This is a genomic window from Gloeothece verrucosa PCC 7822 (assembly GCF_000147335.1).
GTDB lineage: Bacteria > Cyanobacteriota > Cyanobacteriia > Cyanobacteriales > Microcystaceae > Gloeothece > Gloeothece verrucosa.
The window spans coordinates 4,673,822-4,692,628 of record NC_014501.1; the positions used below are offsets into that span (position 1 = coordinate 4,673,822).

At 40.6% G+C, this 18,807-nt stretch carries 14 protein-coding genes; 2 read left to right on the forward strand and 12 right to left on the reverse strand.

Going from position 1 to position 18,807, the window contains the following annotated elements:
• Positions 1-4 precede the first annotated feature (4 nt).
• The 4 genes from CYAN7822_RS20830 to hpsA are packed head-to-tail and all read right to left on the reverse strand — an operon-like array spanning position 5 to position 7,034.
• Complete coding sequence (locus CYAN7822_RS20830) at positions 5-529, reverse strand: prepilin-type N-terminal cleavage/methylation domain-containing protein (RefSeq protein WP_013324227.1); 525 nt, start codon at positions 527-529, stop codon at positions 5-7.
• Between the two features lie 17 nt (positions 530-546).
• A complete protein-coding gene (locus CYAN7822_RS20835) occupies positions 547-1,572 on the reverse strand; it encodes a PilW family protein (protein ID WP_013324228.1) in 1,026 nt (341 codons plus the stop codon).
• A 7-nt stretch (positions 1,573-1,579) separates the two neighbouring features.
• On the reverse strand, positions 1,580-2,257 hold the full coding sequence (locus tag CYAN7822_RS34750) for a hypothetical protein (protein ID WP_013324229.1): 678 nt from the start codon (positions 2,255-2,257) through the stop codon (positions 1,580-1,582).
• A gap of 16 nt (positions 2,258-2,273) precedes the next feature.
• A complete protein-coding gene (hpsA, locus tag CYAN7822_RS20845) occupies positions 2,274-7,034 on the reverse strand; it encodes a hormogonium polysaccharide biosynthesis protein HpsA (protein ID WP_013324230.1) in 4,761 nt (1,586 codons plus the stop codon).
• Between the two features lie 299 nt (positions 7,035-7,333).
• Between hpsA and CYAN7822_RS20850 the strand changes: the two genes are divergently transcribed.
• Together CYAN7822_RS20850 and CYAN7822_RS20855 are read left to right on the forward strand one after the other, a co-directional pair.
• Positions 7,334-9,409, forward strand: coding sequence for a M48 family metallopeptidase (locus tag CYAN7822_RS20850; protein ID WP_013324231.1), 2,076 nt, complete (start codon positions 7,334-7,336; stop codon positions 9,407-9,409).
• Positions 9,410-9,552: 143 nt separating this feature from the next.
• A complete protein-coding gene (locus CYAN7822_RS20855) occupies positions 9,553-9,990 on the forward strand; it encodes a DUF4164 family protein (RefSeq protein ID WP_013324232.1) in 438 nt (145 codons plus the stop codon).
• Between the two features lie 13 nt (positions 9,991-10,003).
• Here CYAN7822_RS20855 and CYAN7822_RS34755 read toward each other — a convergent pair whose 3' ends face one another.
• The 8 genes from CYAN7822_RS34755 to leuD form a co-directional block, all read right to left on the reverse strand.
• The gene (locus CYAN7822_RS34755; protein ID WP_013324233.1) at positions 10,004-10,561 is read right to left on the reverse strand and encodes a lecithin retinol acyltransferase family protein; all 558 of its coding nucleotides are present in this window, start codon (positions 10,559-10,561) and stop codon (positions 10,004-10,006) included.
• Between the two features lie 281 nt (positions 10,562-10,842).
• Entirely contained in the window at positions 10,843-12,543 is a 1,701-nt protein-coding gene (locus CYAN7822_RS20865) for an ABC transporter permease (protein WP_013324234.1), read from the reverse strand.
• A gap of 98 nt (positions 12,544-12,641) precedes the next feature.
• The gene (locus CYAN7822_RS20870; RefSeq protein ID WP_013324235.1) at positions 12,642-12,890 is read right to left on the reverse strand and encodes a helix-turn-helix domain-containing protein; all 249 of its coding nucleotides are present in this window, start codon (positions 12,888-12,890) and stop codon (positions 12,642-12,644) included.
• A 113-nt stretch (positions 12,891-13,003) separates the two neighbouring features.
• Entirely contained in the window at positions 13,004-15,151 is a 2,148-nt protein-coding gene (locus CYAN7822_RS20875) for a substrate-binding domain-containing protein (RefSeq protein ID WP_013324236.1), read from the reverse strand.
• A 66-nt stretch (positions 15,152-15,217) separates the two neighbouring features.
• Entirely contained in the window at positions 15,218-16,144 is a 927-nt protein-coding gene (locus CYAN7822_RS20880; RefSeq protein ID WP_013324237.1) for a DUF1822 family protein, read from the reverse strand.
• Positions 16,141-16,815 carry a hypothetical protein gene (locus CYAN7822_RS20885; protein ID WP_013324238.1) on the reverse strand — a complete coding sequence of 225 codons (675 nt, stop codon included), beginning with the start codon at positions 16,813-16,815 and terminating at the stop codon, positions 16,141-16,143. Before CYAN7822_RS20885 ends, CYAN7822_RS20880 begins: the two co-directional genes overlap by 4 nt.
• Positions 16,816-16,919: 104 nt before the next feature.
• On the reverse strand, positions 16,920-17,924 hold the full coding sequence (locus tag CYAN7822_RS20890) for a pentapeptide repeat-containing protein (RefSeq protein ID WP_013324239.1): 1,005 nt from the start codon (positions 17,922-17,924) through the stop codon (positions 16,920-16,922).
• Between the two features lie 104 nt (positions 17,925-18,028).
• Positions 18,029-18,634 (reverse strand): 3-isopropylmalate dehydratase small subunit, encoded by a 606-nt coding sequence (gene leuD, locus CYAN7822_RS20895; RefSeq protein ID WP_013324240.1) that lies wholly within the window; start codon positions 18,632-18,634, stop codon positions 18,029-18,031.
• Positions 18,635-18,807 lie beyond the last annotated feature (173 nt).

The following is an 18,807-nucleotide window of genomic DNA, read 5'->3' on the forward strand; positions in this document are numbered from 1 at the left end:
AATCTTAATTACACTCGGTATTTTTTCCATTGCTTAATGAACCCAGTAAACTTTGCACGATCACACATCGTTTAGAAGGCGGATTTAAGTTAGCCAGAGAAACAACAATTTTCTCATTGACTTGTAACTCTCCACTCGAATTAATTGTTCCATTAGAATTAAAAGTAATATTTTTGCCTTGGGTTAGGGATACTGTTAGATTCTCTGGTTGATCTGACAGAGATTTCCAGGTAGTAGTATTAGTAGCAGAAGGCACACCTTGATAAATTTTGTATTGGAAGTCCTTGTTAGTAGCTACCTGAAACTCCAGCGTATAATTAACTTTTTCTCGTTGAGATTGATTTTGTACCTGCCGCATTAAGAGTTCAACATTTTCATTCAGTTTAGTTAGTTTTTGTTGGCTGAAAAAATTAAAAAAATTGGGTGCAGAAATCGCCGCTAAAATCCCCATAATCATAACGACGACTAAAATTTCTACTAAAGACATTCCCGCTTGGGCGTTTTTGAGGATCAAAAATTTTTTAATCATAGCATTTTCCAGAAATTTTAATCAGAAATAAGCTTGTTAACAACCCCACGACTAAGCACCTGTGATTTAATATAAGCCATGCTGGAATTCTTGAATTTGGTTGTATCATATTTACCTTTTGGACTCCCTTTAAGATAGATAATCAGATCTTGGTTAAAAACGTTTCCTTGAGTATTCTCTGCCGTTTTAACACAGGCAAAAAAACTGAAAGTATCATCACTGGTTTTAGTAGAATCATCAAAAGGTGTGCGGACATATTCATTGCTAGGACAAGTTGGGACTTTCGTTGCATCTAGCACCGTTGTCGGATTAGCAACAAAATCTACTAGAGGGTCTGTCGTCGTTGGGAGAGTGCCGCTTTGAAGATTGCTCCCATCGGCTTTAACAGGCCAACCTTGAAAGCTACTTTCAGCCACAGGATCAACATAGCCGCCAGTTCGTGTTAGGGTACTCAAATCACTGTATTTAGGAAGTTGATAACGTAATATACGAGATTCTCCTTTCCACTGTCCACTAGAGTTATCTGTTGATTGTAAATAAACGACTAATGTGTAAGCACGACGTTCTACTTTTACCGCTTTACATTCATTGAGCTTAGTAGTATTGGTCGCAAAAGATGTATCACAATTAAGACTATTAAGAACATCATTAGAAAGAGCTTCCAGTTTCCAAAAAGCGAGAATCGGACGGACATTAGTCCCAAAATTCGGTAAAAAATCTTGAAGACCTGACTGAGTTCCGACTTGAATATTTGAATTAGTTCTATCTTTTAATTCATTGCCATTATAAATATAAACAGCTTTTCTGGCATCTTCTGAAATATAATTTAAAGCCTGTTTGAGGTCTTTATTAATTTGAGACATCCCTTGCTCTTGCTGATTATAGGTCATGCCTTCCACCATTAAATAGAGTAAAAGGGATACCGCACTACCGGCAATAACTATAGTTGCTAAAAGTTCTAGAATACTAAATCCCAAGGGCTGACTATTTTGAGGGGTATGTATTTTTTTTATTTTAATTAATATGAAGAGAAAATTTTTCATAATTATCCTAATTATTATTGAGATATTGTTTATATTTTTGCAAAGAAAACTGTAAATCGCTGCGACTGACTTCTGCATACAGAACAGCCAAAGGACGAGTTCTTTGCTGTGCCAAACTTTGGGTTACATTAAGACTAATGGGAGTAGTTTGTAAACTTCCTAAATTGCTTTTAGCTAATCCTGAATAAACCCGAACTCCCATGCGAAAAATAGCCAGTTGGTTAACGGCTGTCCCTTGGTCAAAACGAATTCCAGCATCTCGAAAAGTTTGGACTAAAAACACATCATCAGTAGTATTAGGATTATTATCTAAGTCGATTTCTAAGGCTTTACTGGACTGATCAACTGCGGAAATGGTGGCATCTTTAACGCTGGTGGTAGGAGCGGCTACCTGAGTAATGGCGACATTACTGGCCACTGGCGGCGGTAACTGTCCTGTTTCTTGGTCTTGTTTGATTCCTTCAGACATTAAAACTTGAACGCGATTAATCTCGCCTTGAGCAATTTGCATGGCTTGTAGAGCGCGATAAGATTGAAGGCGGGTAGCCATAGCCAGCAAGATTAAGGGAGCAGTAGAAGCAAAAACCAGACCCGCTACGGTAATACCGACTAAAGCTTCTACAATGGTAAAACCTTGATGGGAAGGAGAGGTTGGGTTTCTAATGGGATTGATGGATTTTTTCATGGCTAGTAATCGTAAATTAGAGAGTACATTGACTATCAGTTAAATTGGAATCGACGCGCTTACTATTAACCTTGGCACAGCGTAAAAGCATGATATAGGGATCATCAGCTTGAGGTTGGTCGTAAAACTCGTTACGAGGAGTACCCACATTGATGAAACGACTAGCAATCGGAGAAGGATTAGAATATTGAAGGGCAATATCATAACCCCAAAGGCGATTAGGAGGTTCGTAAAATTGTTTAGATTCACCTGTGCTAGGGGTACTACCAGGTTCCCAGGCTTCTTGGTCCCAAGAGGCCGTGGCCGAGGTGCTAAAGTTGAGTTGGAAAAAGGCCCCGGCAATCTCTAGATTTTGACCCGTCCAATTTTGGAGAAGGCGGGGAAAATTATGTAATCCCCCGTAAGATTGATATTGACGAGAAGGCACTAGGGCATTAATTAAAATGACGTTAACAATTTGTCCGCTATTAGCGTTATTGTCAGTACGAGCCGCATTAACACCTCGATAGCTCGTAAAGATACTACCATCACTGAGAACGATATCTGCATTGCGATTGATATAAATAGAAGACTGATAAGGAGAAATATCAGTGGGTTTTTCTCGTTTCCAGTCAGCCGCCGTCTTGCCACTAGTCGCTAAAGCTAAAACGCTATTGAGATAAGAGGAATTTCGGGAATTAGTGCTACTACAATCACTCCCATTGGTGTTTAGCATTCCGTCCTCAAAGGTTCCATCACAAAAGTTATTAGTGAGAATGCTGACTGCATCTCCGAGGATTTCTGCGACTCGCCAGCGATCACCACTTTGTGTAGCAAAGTTACTATCTAAAGTCCCTTGACCGGTATTGCCTCGAGTGTAAAAGTTGCTCCAATCGCTAGTAAGAGCTTGGGTAAATTCTTGGAGTTTTGTACCACTACTATTTTGGTGTAGATTAAAATTCCCCTGTATGTAAATCGTATTATCGCTAATAAAAGAAATGCCGGCTTTGGTTTCTGTTCGACTTAAGTCAGAGCCATTTTTAAGGCGAAAACCATAAGGACGACGATCAGGATCAGCATAAAAATCTACAGGTTTGGTACTAATGCCATTTTTGCTATTTACTGGGGGGTCTTTAAGCCCGTTGACATCCATCCGACAGGTAGAACTTTGTAACTCGCTCTCAGTATCACAGTTGCTCCAGGCAGCACTGGCCGGTCTGGCGATTCCATCTTCGCGCAAGGCATCTTCTCGGAAGGCATAAATAATTCCACTCTTGGTTAGCCAACTTTCTGAGTTAATTTGGTTGGTTTTGAGTAAATTCAAATCCACATCAAGAGCGCGAATCTGCATTAACTGCCGACCATCATAGAAGGCTTTGTCTAAGAAGGCAGTGTAAACAGGGCTTGTGCTTAGGGCAGTACCTGTGATTGTATTGTCTGTGCCTGTGTCAGTTGTGGTTTTTGGAAGTACCCAATTGGCTAGTTGTCTGGGTTGGAGAGCAATCGCCGAAAAATCATTAGCTGTACCATCTTTTACTTGCTTGTAGGTTTTGCCAGAATTAATGCTTGAGATATAAGTATCAGCAATGTATTCTTCGGTAGCTGGTTGGTTATCCTCGAGCGAGTCAGTGCCTGGATTGATGCCGGTATGATCGTGATTATTTTTCGGGAATAAGTAGAACAAAGAAGGATATTTAGGCACTGCTTGTCTCGGGCACAAAGCTAGAGCCAATCCCAGTTTTTTGCTTTCTAATCCGCTACCGTTACCTAGAGCGTCTGAGAAAATGTTAGGGTCACAAGAGAGTGCGACTAATTGTGTGAGGTCCTTACCGTTAGAGTTTGTCGAAGGAGGGATTGTTTGAGAGAAGACGATATCATTAACACCGTTACCATAAACTCCGGCGTACCAAGGACTCCACTCACCTGTAGTAGAGGTACCAATAAAACCCAGGGTGCGGTCCCGATCGATTTGTAGTTCTGTTATTAAAGCACTAGCCCGTGCTAGTGTATCTTGTTTTTGTGCATCACTTCCTAAGCCATTATCTGCCATCAGGGCACTAATATACTGGTCTGGAGTAAGACTCAGATAAAAGTTAGCTAAATCAATTAAACTAGCATTAGAGGGAGGAGTGAGGTTTAGGAGAGTCGTCACTTCTCCATTAGAGGTATTTCCATCGATCAACTGCCACATATGCTCACCAAGGGCCTTGACTTGACTAGCTGATCCACCATCCATACCCGATACTTCAACATAGTTATCGAGGTTGTAAGCTAACAGTCCCAAGGTAGCGGCGGCTGTGTGCAATGTGGTCTGATCCGCAGGGCTGAGATTATTGTAGCTGGTGCTACCATCCAATAAACTAATCACCCGTCGTAGATTAGAAAAGTCTCCCCACATGGTGAGATAAGGATAAGGATGAGTAATTTTACTAGCTGGAGTCGTGGCGGCTTCTTGTTTAGGCGGAAATGCCCCATCTGGATCACCGGCAAAATAGGCTAAATTGGTGAGGGCAATTCGCAGAGGATCAGTGGTGTCGTCAATTAGGGCTTTAAAATCTGCTGCTGTGGTCACATTTCCAGGAGCATTAAATTCCCAGCCATTGGTTCCCTTCCCTGTGAGAAAGTCAGTCTCAAGGTTTGGCCATGAAGAGATCGCGCTCAGTGTGTCAAAGGTTCTACTCTTGTTTCGTAGGGCAACGCTGCCATTATGAACGGTACTAGCAATAGTGGCCACCGGAAATAAGCCGCTTTGGCTGGCATTATGATAAACCAAGGTTGACTGAACTGCCGCCACATTATCCCTTAAGGTGCGTCGCTGCCGCGCTAAGTTTGTTAAAGGATTAGCCTCTGAAGACTTTGTAGGATTCACCAGAGGAGGAGGATAGAGAGGATCGCCGATTTCTGTGGGTTTAGAGGAGGTGGTGCCAAAGGTGCTAAGGTTTTTCCCTTGCCAACCGTTGGTGTTTCCCAGTTCTAGCCGTTGTCCGACGAGAATTCGGAGTCCTTGCGCTCTAGCACGACGCTCCCAGTAACCATCTAAACCCACATCTGCGGGTAATTCTGTCGGGGGGTCGTTTTTGGTCAGCGTATCGATATAATTATCAATGGTTGTGCCAAATTTGGCGGCACTAGGAATTGGGATCTCTGTCGTATAATTGGGTTTCGGTCCCCAGCGATTATCTGCCCGATAGGTATCATCAACATAGGGTTTACTGACTAGCTTATTAATGATCCGTTTGGATAGAGAATTCGTTGTCCAGTCTGTTGCTCGCGCCGCCACATTAGTGGGATCAGTGGTATATCTTGATTTAGAGATATCTTCGGTAAACAACACGATCGGATCGAGACTAAAATTATAGGGCGAAGAAGAGGAGGTTTGTAGATTGTCGCTAATGGAGTCAGTGGTTTTGTTAAATTCTATGTTGTTGGTATCTGGAGGAGGAGTATCACGAGGCGCTTGTTTCGCTCCTGGATAGATATCCAGATTTGAGGCTCCTTGCCAGTTATCCTTAAAGGGAGTGCCGTTAATGGCCTGGCCCTGAAAGAGGATGTTTCCTTTATCATCTTCCACTTGAGTCATGGCGATTTCTGAGGCATCTTCGGTATAAAAACACGAATTCGGAGAACTGATTAAATTGATATAAAAGTATTTTTTATCAGTATTTTCCCCCCAGATGTAATTGCCACCGGTATACATAGCTCCGTTCCAGTGAAAATCTTTACCTGGATAAGCTTCTAAATCATATCGAAACCAAACGCCCCATTTATTCCCTTTGTCGAGTTGTCTGTCTTGTTGAAACTCTAAAGCGGAGATCTCTTTGTTCTGGGGATTCTTATTGATTACTATGGCATCAATTTGAAAATTTTTACGGACCGAGGAGTTATTGATGGTATACCATCCTTCTTGGGGGGCAAGTGCTGTATTGGTATTGGCACAGACTCCCGAAGTTTGTCCATTGAGGATACTTAAAGGCCCTGTGCGGGTGACTAAATATTTGGCTTTTTTCGCGTCGCTACTATCAAGGGTTATTGTGCTTGTAGTGCTTTCAGTGGCCGAATTCTTGGCGATGATTGCATAAACGACCTGTTCATTAGTACCATTTCCATCTAAATCCGTTTGATAAGACCAAGCATTATCTACTTGGTTATCTCCGTTAATATCAATGCGAGTTTCGCCAGGTAAAGTATAAATATCTACATACGCGCTACTTTCTTCATAACGAGGGACTTGATCTTTGGTGGTTAAGTTATCATCGTTACGATTGAGGAGATACTGGTCTAATATACTAGCCCCAGGAACCGTGTTAGGAAAGCGATAATCTCGTTTAAAGAGAAATTCTAGTTTGGTTTTAGCCCTTTCAATGGCTGGGGTGGCACTGTTGTAGATTACTTGTGCTTGGCGGTCATTGATCACTTCCTGAGTATATTGAGAGGTTCGCCAGAGGATAGCCCCAACTACTAAAGAGAATACCAATAACACCATCGTCATCGTGGGTAAGACAAAGCCTTTGGGAGATAAAGCCAAGGGAAATGGTTTTCTCAATCTCAAATATTTCGGCAACTTTTTCGCCCTTTGGGAGCGATAGGGGGCATTTTCCCTCCTTTTAAAGAAATTACTGCCCTCTTGGAGTCTATAGGGTGAGTTTTTTTTGCTCAACCATTTCTCCCCTAGCGACATCGTGGAAAAGAGCGCGACGGGAATTTTGCTAAAAAGCTTGAAAATCAGCTTTCCTATGGCCAAGAGAAGCTGAATAAAAGAATTTTTTAGTTGACGAACAATTTTGGGTTTTACTTTCATAAATAATCTCCTGACCCGGACCTATTTTTCAGGAATTGATTACGTAATTTGGAAATTTAATTGGCTGGTTTTCTCAGTATTTTTATCGAGACAACTAAATTTTTATTTATATTTTTTAATCCAGATTTTAAAAATTCCTTTATCTTTATTATAGACAGATTTTTTTAGGTTGTAAAGTGACTTTTCTCACTTCTTATCAGTGATAAGAATCACAGCATAGGCGATAATGTTAAGGAACGATGAAGCTAGTTTTCATCTGCAATTTTTTCTTTTATGATGTTGTATAAAAGCTTAATTTTATGGAAAATGAAGAAAATAGCTTAAAAAAACCGAGTGATTCCCATTTAATTCCTGAAAATACTCAAATAAACTCAGAAAAGGCTGATAATTCCACCACCAATCCCGAGGAAAACCCCTCTAAACGTCAGTGGCGTAACGCAGAAGGGGCAGCATCAAAACGAAAGATGAAACCCCCCTCAAAAATAAGATTATGGGGCATAATGTTAGCCACGCCAATTGCTGTTTTTTGGGTCTTCTATTGGACGCTAAAATGGTTGATGAACCTGGTTAATTTTATCTCAGTAAAAATACAGAATTTAGGAAATAGAGAGTTAATTAATATCTACGAGATCTCACCGATAAGCGCCGGAATTTTCTTGATCATTTTGGGAATTATTGCTCCCTTTTTACTGGAGGCAATCCTAAAATATACTTATCATCCCTCTCCTTTCTCCCTCAGTAAATTAGCCGAAAAATCCCCGTTATCGGGGAAATTATTGCAACAATATGCCCAAAAGCGGAGTATTCCTCTACCCTCTTTAAAGCTATTATCCACCTCTTATCCAGTGGTCCTCACCTATGGCAATCATCCTCGTAATACTTGTATCGTCATCAGTGAAGGATTGTTAAACCAATTGACTAATGAAGAAATCGCCACAATTTACGGCACTCAGTTAGGACATCTCATCAACAAAGATGTAATTTTAATGTCTGCCCTAGCCGCCCTACTACAGCTTCCTTATTGCCTGTATTCTTGTAGTGCTAGAGCCGCTAATCAAGTTAAATTGCCGATTTTGCCGCAAATATTAGGGTTTTTAAGCACAGTTTGCTACGGAATTTATCAGTTTTGGCGTTTACCCGCCTTATGGTTATCTCGACAGAGAATGATCGATAGTGATCACGGGTCAATCCAATTAACACAGAATCCTAATGCCCTCTGTCGTGCCTTATTAAAAATCAGTATCGGTATTAGTCAAAACATTGAACAGCAAGGTTACATACCACCCCTTCTAGACAGTTTTAGCTTTCTGCTGCCGCTAGAACCCCGGCAAGTCATGAGTCTGGGAAGTTTAGCGGCGAATATTCCCTATGAATCTGTTCTCCATTGGGACTGTACTAACCCTTATCGTCATTGGTTATCATTATTAGATTCCCATCCACTCCTCGGAGAACGTTTATACTTACTAGGACGCTATGCCAAATTCTGGAATTTAGACACAGAATTAGAATTAAACGAGTATCGCCCCTCATGGCAGACTAAAAGTGAATTGTGGGGAAAACTCGCCAAAAGTTATCAAGCCTTACCCATTTTAGCGGCTGCCTTTCTCTATGCTTTAGGTTTTGGCGTAATATTGAGGATTCTATTTTGGCTAATAGGAAAATACAGTCATCAGCTTGATCTTAAATCCCTGAGTTGGTTAGATACCGCTTATCCTGTGCTAAATGCTTGGGGGGTTTGGCTATGGATTATCGGTATAATAATAGGGATATTCTTATTTAGCGATCACCATCCTCATATTTTTGCCGGGGTAATCTTTCTGAAAATCTTCATGTCACTCATACAATATTGGAGTCGAGGAAGGTTAATCTGGTTCGATAGTATCGATCCATTATTTAATGCTTGTTGTTTAATCATTTTAAGTTTTAGCCTCATTATCTGGCTCAATCGCTACTTTCCTGACCCCAAAAAGACACCCCTATTAACAGATCCCAGTGTAGCCGATCTCTTAAGTGATAGTGAAGCCGTACCCGCTCAAGCAAAATTGGTTAGAATATCCGGTATCCTCTTAGGATATCCAAAAATTAATCAGTGGTTAGGGCAAGAATTAATCTTACAAACCACTACAGGCTTAATCAAGCTTAAATTTATGGGCTTAATTGGTAATATTATCCCTTGGTACTTATATCCCAAACCCTTAATCAAAAAACCCGTCACCGTACAAGGTTGGTTTCGTCGCGGTAGCATTCCCGTCATAGAAATTGAAACCTTAAAACCCATCAGAGGAAAAACCCTTCGTAGTGGGGCAACTCATTTTATCTTTCTCTTAATTGTTATCAGTGCCCTTTGGGGTACTCATTTAATTAGAACCCACTAAAACCCTTTGCGCCCTTTACTCATGAGCGCGAAAACAAAAGAGCAACACCTTTAATTTTTGCCGCAAGTCTATTATCATAAAATTAAATTGCGTTCACAGCCGCTCCCAAACCCAACAAGATAGATCATCACCCAAAAAATCCCATGAGCGAATCCCCCGTTACTGTTACTTATTCATTAGAGAATATCTTAACTAGAGTCGAAGAAAAAATAGAGCGGCAATTTGAGGATGTCAATCGGAAAATAGACAAATTTGAGGAGCGAATCCACGAAAAAATAGACAGGATTGATGATCGCCTGAACGAAAAAATCGATAGATTTGATCAGAATATTAATGAAAAAATCGATAAATTAGATGAGCGGCTGAACGAAAAAATCGAAAGATTTGATCAGCGTCTAAACAATTTAGAAATTGGGCAAGCCGAAATTAAGGGAGACATTAAAGCCTTAGATGAGAAAATACAGGGATTAAGTAAACGCTTAGAAACTCAAGAATGGATCAATCGAGGGCTTTTAATTACTTTAATAGTTGTTATCCTTGGCGGCTTGGCCCTTGGGTTTCGCTGGGTGAGTAATCCTTAAAAACGAACCGGAATTAAATTTTTTGATAATCCGGTAAATCCATAAAGATTTGAGTTAAAGATTTTCCTAAATGTACACCTGCATAGCCTGTGGCCATCACTAAACTAATTTCAAGCGTTTCAGGAATAGCAATAGGTAATAAGATACTGGTGGCCAATCCTCCTAGTAAACCCACTCCTAAACGGGCTGCAACATCAACCGCCTGATTAACTTGAGCCGAGATTTTTTTACCCGTTTTACACCAATGGGCAAAGTGTTCACAATTATTGCCAAAAAGATTATAATTAGGTTCGCCTAATTTATTGATGGCTCTTTCAATAACTTGGTCAGGCTTATAACAAGTGCCTTCCTTATATTGAACAACATAGATTTTTTGATGGCGAGAAAATTTCTCATAAGGTACTTTGGCTATTTGTCCCCTTTTTGATTTACTTTCAAAATGGATAACAATATTTTTGTAATGTCTATTTTGATAATAGATGTCGCCACAATATATCCCATGATGAAAGTGAAATCCGCATGGATAATAAATATGATCACCCGGGTTGAGGTAAAAGCCATTTTTTCCCATAATTGAGCAATAAAAATCTGATAACTAAAGGACAAAAAGTTAGTTCCAATAGATAAATAGTTGGTAGTTACGCTTAGGCGCACTCCCTATTTATTCAAGTAACTCCTACAAATAAAGTTGCTTGTTTATTGAATTTTGACCACTTACTTAGATAAGCTTTACAGTGTTTCTAAACTTATATATACTTTAAAGTTATTCGCTTTCGTAGTGATGCAGAACACTATAAGAAAAAAAATATTTCCATCTATGGTATACTCCCTAAACTCGGTTATAAATAGGAGTTAGGGACTCCCTTCATGCTCCGAATAAGCACGAGAACGAGCAATTCTCAAGCTTAAAAATATGACAGGAATCATCCCCACCAAAACAATCGCCAAAGCCGGAGCCGCCGCTTCAGTGAGCCGCTCATCAGAGGCGTATTGATACACTCGTACTGCCAGCGTATCAAAATTAAACGGACGTAAAACCAGCGTTGCCGGTAACTCCTTCATCACATCGACAAACACCAACATCACGGCAGTTAACATCCCCCCAGACATCAAGGGAAGATGAATATTAATTAATGTGCTGGTGGCCCCATAACCCAAACTACGGGAAGCATCATCTAGACTCGGCTTAATCTTACTTAAACTCGATTCTACCGCCCCCAAAGCCACCGCTAAAAAACGCACCAGATAGGCAAAAATCAAACCGAAAATCGTCCCACTCAAAAGCAATTGAGTAGACACACCCAAGGTGGACTTCATCCAAGCATCAATAGTATTATCAAACTGTCCAATGGGAATTAACACCCCTACAGCAATAACAATGCCCGGAATCGCATAACCCAAGGCCGTGACGCGAACCGCCGAAACCATCAGCAAATTGGCATTAAGACGTTGCCCATAAGCCATCACCAACGACAAGAGCAACCCTAATGCCGCACTGATAGCCGCCAAGATCAAACTATTCTTCGCCAAAATAACAAAATTTTCATCAAGGGTCGTTTCCGCATTGCGAAGCGTCATATCTAGCAAATAAGCGGCAGGAGCGAGAAACCCCAAAGCCAAAGGAATAAAACAGGCCACAGCCGCACTTATTCCCCGAAACCCTTTTAACTGATATTTCTTAAATAGATGCTGACGACTGCTGACTTGATAATATTTGGCTTGGCGGCGGGACCAGCGTTCTAATATAATCAGGGCAAAAATAAATAACATCAAAAAAGCGGCTAACTGTGCGGCTGCTACTCTTGCACCCATTCCAAACCAAGTATTATAAATACCTGTGGTAAAAGCATTTACGCCAAAATACTGAACGGTCCCAAAATCATTGAGCGTTTCCATTAAGGCCAGGGCCAACCCTGCCATAATGGCCGGACGGGCCAAAGGTAAAGCCACCGTAAAAAAACTCCGCCAAGGCCCACAACCGAGAGAACGACTAGCTTCTAGGGTACAGACAGACTGTTCGAGAAAGGCAACTCGGGCCAGTAAATAAACGTAGGGATAGAGAACCAGAATTAACATGATAATCGCCCCCCAGAGTGAGCGAATATTGGGAAACCAATAATCCTCTACACTACTCCAGCCAAAAATCTGTCTGAGCAACGTTTGTACTGGCCCAAAAAAGTCCAGCATATTCGTATAAGTGTAGGCCAAAAGATAAGCAGGGGCAGATAAAGGCAATAACAAAGACCATTCAAACAGACTCGAACCGGGAAACTGACAGCCGGTGACTAACCAAGCTGTTCCCACGCCAATGAGAAGCACCCCAAACCCAACCCCAATCATTAACGCTAAAGAATTAAGAATATAATCTTTAAGAACCGTCGCGGCTAAATCTTGCCAAAGTTGGCGAGTGTCAGTAAATAGACTACTAGCAACAATAATAATCGGAGTACAGATGAGGAGGGCGATCACCCCGACGGCCGTTGTCCAACCATATAAGGATAGTCGGTTCAAAACGCTGTCGGTTTTGACTTGAGTCCAGTTAGAGTTTGCCATTGATTATCCCCTTAAAGGCCATAAATATTATAGTAGGGGACCGGTCTAGGTTTTTCTCTAGCCTTTTACAGGGTATTTACTTAAATTAGGTAAAAGTTTTAAGAGTCGTATTTTTCCCTCAAATCTCGACCTTTCTCGCCTAATTCGTCTAATTTCATGGCTATTATTTTGAGGGCCATCGGAGAGGGATTCGCATGACCTTTTTCCCAACGGTTAACCGTTGTAAAGACTACGCCCACCATCCCAGCAAATTGTTCTTGAGTCAATTGCATTTCTTGACGCAAAGCACGGATCAGTTGTCCGACTTTAGGTTGTTCTAAGTTGATTAAAGTATGGGTGCTCATCATATGTTTAAGGAACACAATAAAGGTAATTTTTCGCACACACTATAGTTAAAATGTAACCTTTTAAATCTTTTTCGGAATCGGGAAATTCACGGAAATTCAATATAAAGTTTGCGTTAAAATATAGGTACAGGAATGAAGCCAGCTTTTTTAATTAATTTTTGGGCTTCATCGGTTCCTAAAAATTTTTGATAGGTATCTCCCACTTTTCCGTCTATTTGAACATTATTTTCTTTGATTAAAAACAATCGACGAGTTAAAGGATAATCACCCTTCTTTAACGCCTCTATATTTAGTTGATTATTACATTTTTTTGGGTCTATTTTTTGGGGTTTATAGGGAAGAATAAAATTTTCGCCTCCTTGACGACTAATCGATAAGGGTTTAAGTCTGCATTGATTGATCAGTTCAGCCGTAGAAGACAAGTATATGCCGCCTCGATTATTTTCTTGACTTAATAGATGCAAAGCCAAATCAGGCTCATCAATGATATTAACCTTTTCAGTTAAATTTTGTTTTCCTAAAATATTTTCTTGAAAAAATTCTGTAGTTCCGCTTTGAACCGGACGCAAATAAGGTATTATCTCTAGGGTTTCTCCTCCGAGTTGATTCCAATTGCGAATTTTGCCGCTATAAATAGCTTCAAGTTGTTTGAGGGTTATATTATTAATATTTAATTTTTGATTGACCACCACAGCAATACTATCAATCGCAATAGGAATTTGTTGAATTTTAATGCCTCTTTGATTAGCCAATTGATATTCATCATTATTCAGGGGGCGGGAAGATTGAGCAAAAGCGATTTCACCATCTAACAACATTTTAATGCCGGTGCCTGAACCGGGCGGCAAAGTGGGATGAGGGGTATAGACAAGATTAAAATCTGGATGTTGTTGTTTAATATGTTGATCGACAATTTCTCGAATCGGTGCCCAAGTTGTACTGCCGCTATATTGCCAAGTTCCGCGAGGATAATCTTTAATGGATTTCAGCGTAGAATAATGCCAATTAGGATAACTTTTCGCCACCCGATAATATAAACTATTAAAAGAAAGTCCGAGCCAAAAACTTAAAAGACTCACGAGGATAATTAAGCCAATTTTCTGAATTAAACTTAATTTTTTTTCAGCCGACACCAGCCGATTATTCTCTGTGTGATTAAGGTCTTTCCAAGTAAGGGGAGTAACCGCCGCCGAAAGACATAAAGTCGGCAACCAACAAGCACCCGGATACTTTTCTCTAAAAGGTTCTAACTTCTTTTTAGCAATTTGTACAGAAGCAAATAAAGATTTATTCGCGGTAAATTCTTTAAAAAAATATTGTAAAAATTCCATCGCCACTTCATCGGGTACCGGTTCGCGCATGACAATACTATGAGGCAAATTTAAATCTGCCAATTGATAGGCTAACCCTAAGCCATCACAAGAATTAAAAATTGCTAATTGTAAGCCCTTATTAATGGCCGTTTTTAAAGCATCTCGAAAAGCTTCTATGCTTAAACTTTCCTGGTCATTGACTTCCAGCCAGCCAATTTTTCCCTCTTTTTCAGAGCGGCTATGTCCTGTAAAAATAAAAATATGATGTCCTGACTCATCCCAAAGCGCCTCACATAATTCTTTTAAAGAGGGTTGCTGTAAACAAACGATTTCTGAATCCGGAGCAAGTTCTCTAATATTTGCTAAATCGGCATAGGTATTAATTCCCTGACTTCTGCCGATAACGACCAAAATTCTCGGAACCGGCGCAGCTTGATGAGGAGAAATTTTTGGCCAGCAAGACTGTTTTCCTTTAGCCGTACAAAAAGCCGCTTCTGTATGAGGATAATACTGTTCTAATAAATCCCATTCTTGCCAGGGAAGATGACATAATTTAAGGTTTTGAGCATCAATAATTAGCTGAATTTCTTCAGTTTCTCGCGACGGGAATTGATGAGCAAGAGAAATTAATCCTTCCCGGATCGGTTGCCAGTCTTTATGATTATTATTAAGCCATTGATTGAGGTGAGTTTTAACCGCTTGGCTATAGCTGGAATGAGAAACAACCGTAACCGATTTGGGCGTAAGACGGAACGCAGATCTTGAGGGATCGAGCCGCAATTCTTCTAATTGACGATAAGCCGTTTGCCATTGCTCAAAAGAAGATAGCAAAGCACTAGGAAATCGAGGCAGAAAACCCTCAATTTCTACAGGCAGACTCTGATGATTAAGAGTAACTAAAAAACCTTTTTCTGAAGTTTGCCTAAATTTAAGTTTAATAATCTGCATAACCGTTATCAGTAAAAATTACTCGAGAGGCGTTACCGGTCACGTCTCTACGGGGAATTCTTGGCATTAGATATTAAATAATTCAGTCATGGTATTTTCTCCTAGGGTTAGGGTTAGGCTAAATTTTTCTGGGGGATGACAGGTAAACTCGAGTTGAATCCAATTATCAGCGTCTCCGGTTTTAGCTTGTAAGGCCGCCGTGCCGGCTTGATCAAAGACAGTAACCTGTAATTGGGAGGGAAGGTGCAAAAGTTGTTGGTTAGGATAAATTTGTAAGCAAATATCAACTTCTTGGGCTGATTGCTCCCGAATTTTTACCCCTAAAATCAGGTTTAATTCTGTCTTTTCCCAGTGTATAACTTTGGCTCGGGAAATACTAGGCTCAAATTCGCTTTGAGCAACAGGGGCCGATCTGAGCGTTGGTCCGGCCAGGGCTAAAATTAAACTGGGCGGCTGCCATTCTGGGGAAAAATTGTCTTGAAACCATTGACGCAAATTCACGGAAATTTGATGACGATCAAGGGTATCCATTAGATGATCAAGCGGTTGCAGTTGAGTCAGGGGAATGGCTTGAAGAACGTCCCCAATGTCTGTACTGTTAATAAATCCTAACAATTCTACTTGATCTAAGGTTTCTCTAAACTGTACCGCAATGTAGCCAAGGCGATCACTACTCGCTTCTGGAGGAATGAAAAACCCTTGGTCATCGGGGAATAGGGGACGACATTCTAATTTACCAATTTGGGGTAATACCAGGTCGGCCACGTTAAAAATGGCTCTTAATTGCGGCTGCCAACAATCCCCTTGTTGAAGACTATGAGGAATAGATAACCATTGACAATAACAGTGAACCGCATAAACAGCAAGAGTATTGAGATAAACTTGTTTCCCTTTTTCGGGGTTAAGTTGTTCACTGGCAAACAGTTGGGCATAATGATGAGCCTGTTTGTCTAACAAAACGGTAATGGGTTGAGGGCGAGAACCTGTGATCATGGATGTGCAAAACCTTGGCCTATCTGTTTGAGTAAAGGAAGACATTTCTGTTTCCAGTGAGAGTAAAGAGTTTGGTTATTGAGGTTAAATTCGCGCGCCACATCAGCAATTTTTTCGGGAGGTTGCTGTAACAATAAGCGAATAGCCAAAAGTTGACAGTGACATTGAGCATTTTTTCTCGGATAAGTGGCGGCTAAAATTCCCTCCGGATCTTGTTCAATATATTGCTGAATGGCTTCTGCTTGGCGTTGTCGACTTTGTTGTTGTAGTTGAGCAATCTGACGATCGAGTAAACTTAGAGTAGAATCGGCTTTTAGCTCTAGAGGATCGAGTATTTCTCCTTCTTCAGTAATAGCCGCATAGACACGCCTCTGTTCATAAGCATTATCTGAGGTATATAAATCTCGAATACGCCACTTGAGATAACCGTTGATCCAGGTGACCAAGCTATTTTGAACGCCCGGCGGCCGCGCTTCAAAACGATCAATATTTTTACAAACCCATTCTAGAGTACGGTTGTACGCTTCGGGATAGTCTTGATGGGAGCATTTATAAATGCCTGGGAGTTGCTGTATTAAAATGAGAAGTCGATGAAGCTGTTTTTGCCGCCCATGACTTCCGGGTTGAGTGTTACACACCTCAGCAATTAATGAAAGCAGTTGTTCATCCACGCTTATTGTTAAACTCAGTTTGCATAACCTCTAAGTTGACTTAACTCAGAGGCTAATATTGTATCAGTGCGCCCAAAGCGTTTTAGGAAAAATCCGGGGACTGACTAAGGATGAACACTACCATCAGGCATAATGGCTTCTGTAAAGTTAATTCTATAAAGACTACTATTGCGGAACTTAGCCCCTCTGAGATCGGCTGCAATCAAAGAAATATCAGTGAGATTGGCGGCTTTTAAACAGACTTCTATTAAATAAGTTTGATGCAATAAAGCATAGCCTAAATTAGCATTTTTAAGCGTTGATGCACTCAGATTAGCACCGGCTAAATTCGCTGAACTTAAATCTATCCGACTGGAAAGTCTGCCGGCGTGCAGGCTAAACTCTGATAGATTAACTAGGTTTAAGTTACTCTCTTTTAATTGTGCCCCGCTTAGATTGGCTCCTTTTAAATTCGCTTTATGTAAATTGGCTCCTTGCAGGATTGCTCCCTCTAAATCTCCATTGCGAAGGTTACTTCTACTTAAGTCGGCTTTATATAAATTTGCTCCGCTTAAATCTGCCCCATTTAAGTTAGCCCGACTCAGATCAACCCGGTTTAAATTTGCCCCGCTTAAATCAATATTGCTTAAATTCGCTTTACTCAAATCCGCGCGGCTTAAATTGGCTCCTGTCAGATTAACCCCCATCAAATTGGCCCCGCTAAGATTGGCACTTTTCAGGTCTGCGTTGATTAAAATCGCCTGTTTTAAGTTAGCATTGCTGAGATTAGCATAGGTTAATTTCGCGCCTTCGAGATTGACCCAACTGAGATCGGCATTACTAAGATCTGCACCGGTTAAATCGGTTTGTATTAATGTAGCACTGATTAATTTGGCCGAAATTAGGTCAGCCCGGTTTAAATTTGCTCTCGTTAAGTTGGTACCACTTAAATTAGACCAATCTAAAGCAGTCCGGCTTAAATTTGCTTCCATCAGTTCCGCTTGGATAATATCTACTCTCTGTAAGTCTAAGCGGCTAAAATCTCTATGCCCTTGGGCATATCGCCATATTAGTTCCTCAACATCCATGTCTTCTCTTGCATCAGATTGGAGATTAAAATTGCTGTTCATGACCTCATTTTTTTGTTCCTAATTATTACCGTCTTAGCAATTTTTGCATGGAAAAGAACGTTAGATTAGTTCACTTTAAAAATTGAATCTAACGCTCCTAATTTTTATACCTCTACGGCATTTTTCCAATTTAAATAAGGTAATTTTTTAGCAGTTTCTTGAATTTCAGAAAGGTTTTGAATGAGTTGTCCGCAGCTATCCCAAGAGCCTTCAATTAACATTTGTCTAGACCCTTCTCCCATGCTAACATCAGCAACAAATTCGCCACATTGCACTTTCATAGCGGCTAAATCTAAACTGAGGGACAAGGCAGGATTTTCTTGCAGGAGAGATTGTATTTTTTCTACGGTTTCAGGAGAAGCTGTCACACAGGGAACCCCGTTAGCAATACAATTGCCAAAGAAAATTTCAGCAAAACTTTCACCGATAATTGCTTTAATTCCCCAACGAATAATGGCTTGTGGGGCGTGTTCTCTTGAAGATCCACAGCCAAAATTAGCGTTAACTACCAAGAGATTAGCTCCCTGATATTGCGGCAGATCAAAGGGATGTTTTCCTTGCATCTGTTGGCGATCATCAATAAAAACTTGTTCTCCTAAGCCTTCAAAGGTGACGCAACGTAGAAACCGCGCAGGAATAATACGATCAGTATCGATATCATCGCCCACTAAAGGGATACCTCGTCCTGAAATTTGGGTGACTTGACTCATGGATGTGTTTTTCCTTTTTATTTATGATCGGTTACGAGAAATAAGGTTATCTATTCCTGCTACTTCTATTTTATGCCAGGCTTGACTAAGCATTCCAGAACTCCCATCACTTTAGCATTTACGGCGAGTCTCTGGGCGGCGGCGAGTGCCAAAATACCTGTCCTGGGTGGCTA

Coding starts and splice junctions, on each gene's coding strand:
- leuD (WP_013324240.1), bottom strand. CDS start 18,634: ATGAGTCAAGTCACCCAAATTTCAGGACGAGGTATCCCTTTAGTGGGC.
- CYAN7822_RS34750 (WP_013324229.1), bottom strand. CDS start 2,257: ATGAAAAAATCCATCAATCCCATTAGAAACCCAACCTCTCCTTCCCAT.
- hpsA (WP_013324230.1), bottom strand. CDS start 7,034: ATGAAAGTAAAACCCAAAATTGTTCGTCAACTAAAAAATTCTTTTATT.
- CYAN7822_RS34755 (WP_013324233.1), bottom strand. CDS start 10,561: ATGGGAAAAAATGGCTTTTACCTCAACCCGGGTGATCATATTTATTAT.
- CYAN7822_RS20865 (WP_013324234.1), bottom strand. CDS start 12,543: ATGGCAAACTCTAACTGGACTCAAGTCAAAACCGACAGCGTTTTGAAC.
- CYAN7822_RS20870 (WP_013324235.1), bottom strand. CDS start 12,890: ATGATGAGCACCCATACTTTAATCAACTTAGAACAACCTAAAGTCGGA.
- CYAN7822_RS20830 (WP_013324227.1), bottom strand. CDS start 529: ATGATTAAAAAATTTTTGATCCTCAAAAACGCCCAAGCGGGAATGTCT.
- CYAN7822_RS20875 (WP_013324236.1), bottom strand. CDS start 15,151: ATGCAGATTATTAAACTTAAATTTAGGCAAACTTCAGAAAAAGGTTTT.
- CYAN7822_RS20850 (WP_013324231.1), top strand. CDS start 7,334: ATGGAAAATGAAGAAAATAGCTTAAAAAAACCGAGTGATTCCCATTTA.
- CYAN7822_RS20835 (WP_013324228.1), bottom strand. CDS start 1,572: ATGAAAAATTTTCTCTTCATATTAATTAAAATAAAAAAAATACATACC.
- CYAN7822_RS20855 (WP_013324232.1), top strand. CDS start 9,553: ATGAGCGAATCCCCCGTTACTGTTACTTATTCATTAGAGAATATCTTA.
- CYAN7822_RS20880 (WP_013324237.1), bottom strand. CDS start 16,144: ATGATCACAGGTTCTCGCCCTCAACCCATTACCGTTTTGTTAGACAAA.
- CYAN7822_RS20890 (WP_013324239.1), bottom strand. CDS start 17,924: ATGAACAGCAATTTTAATCTCCAATCTGATGCAAGAGAAGACATGGAT.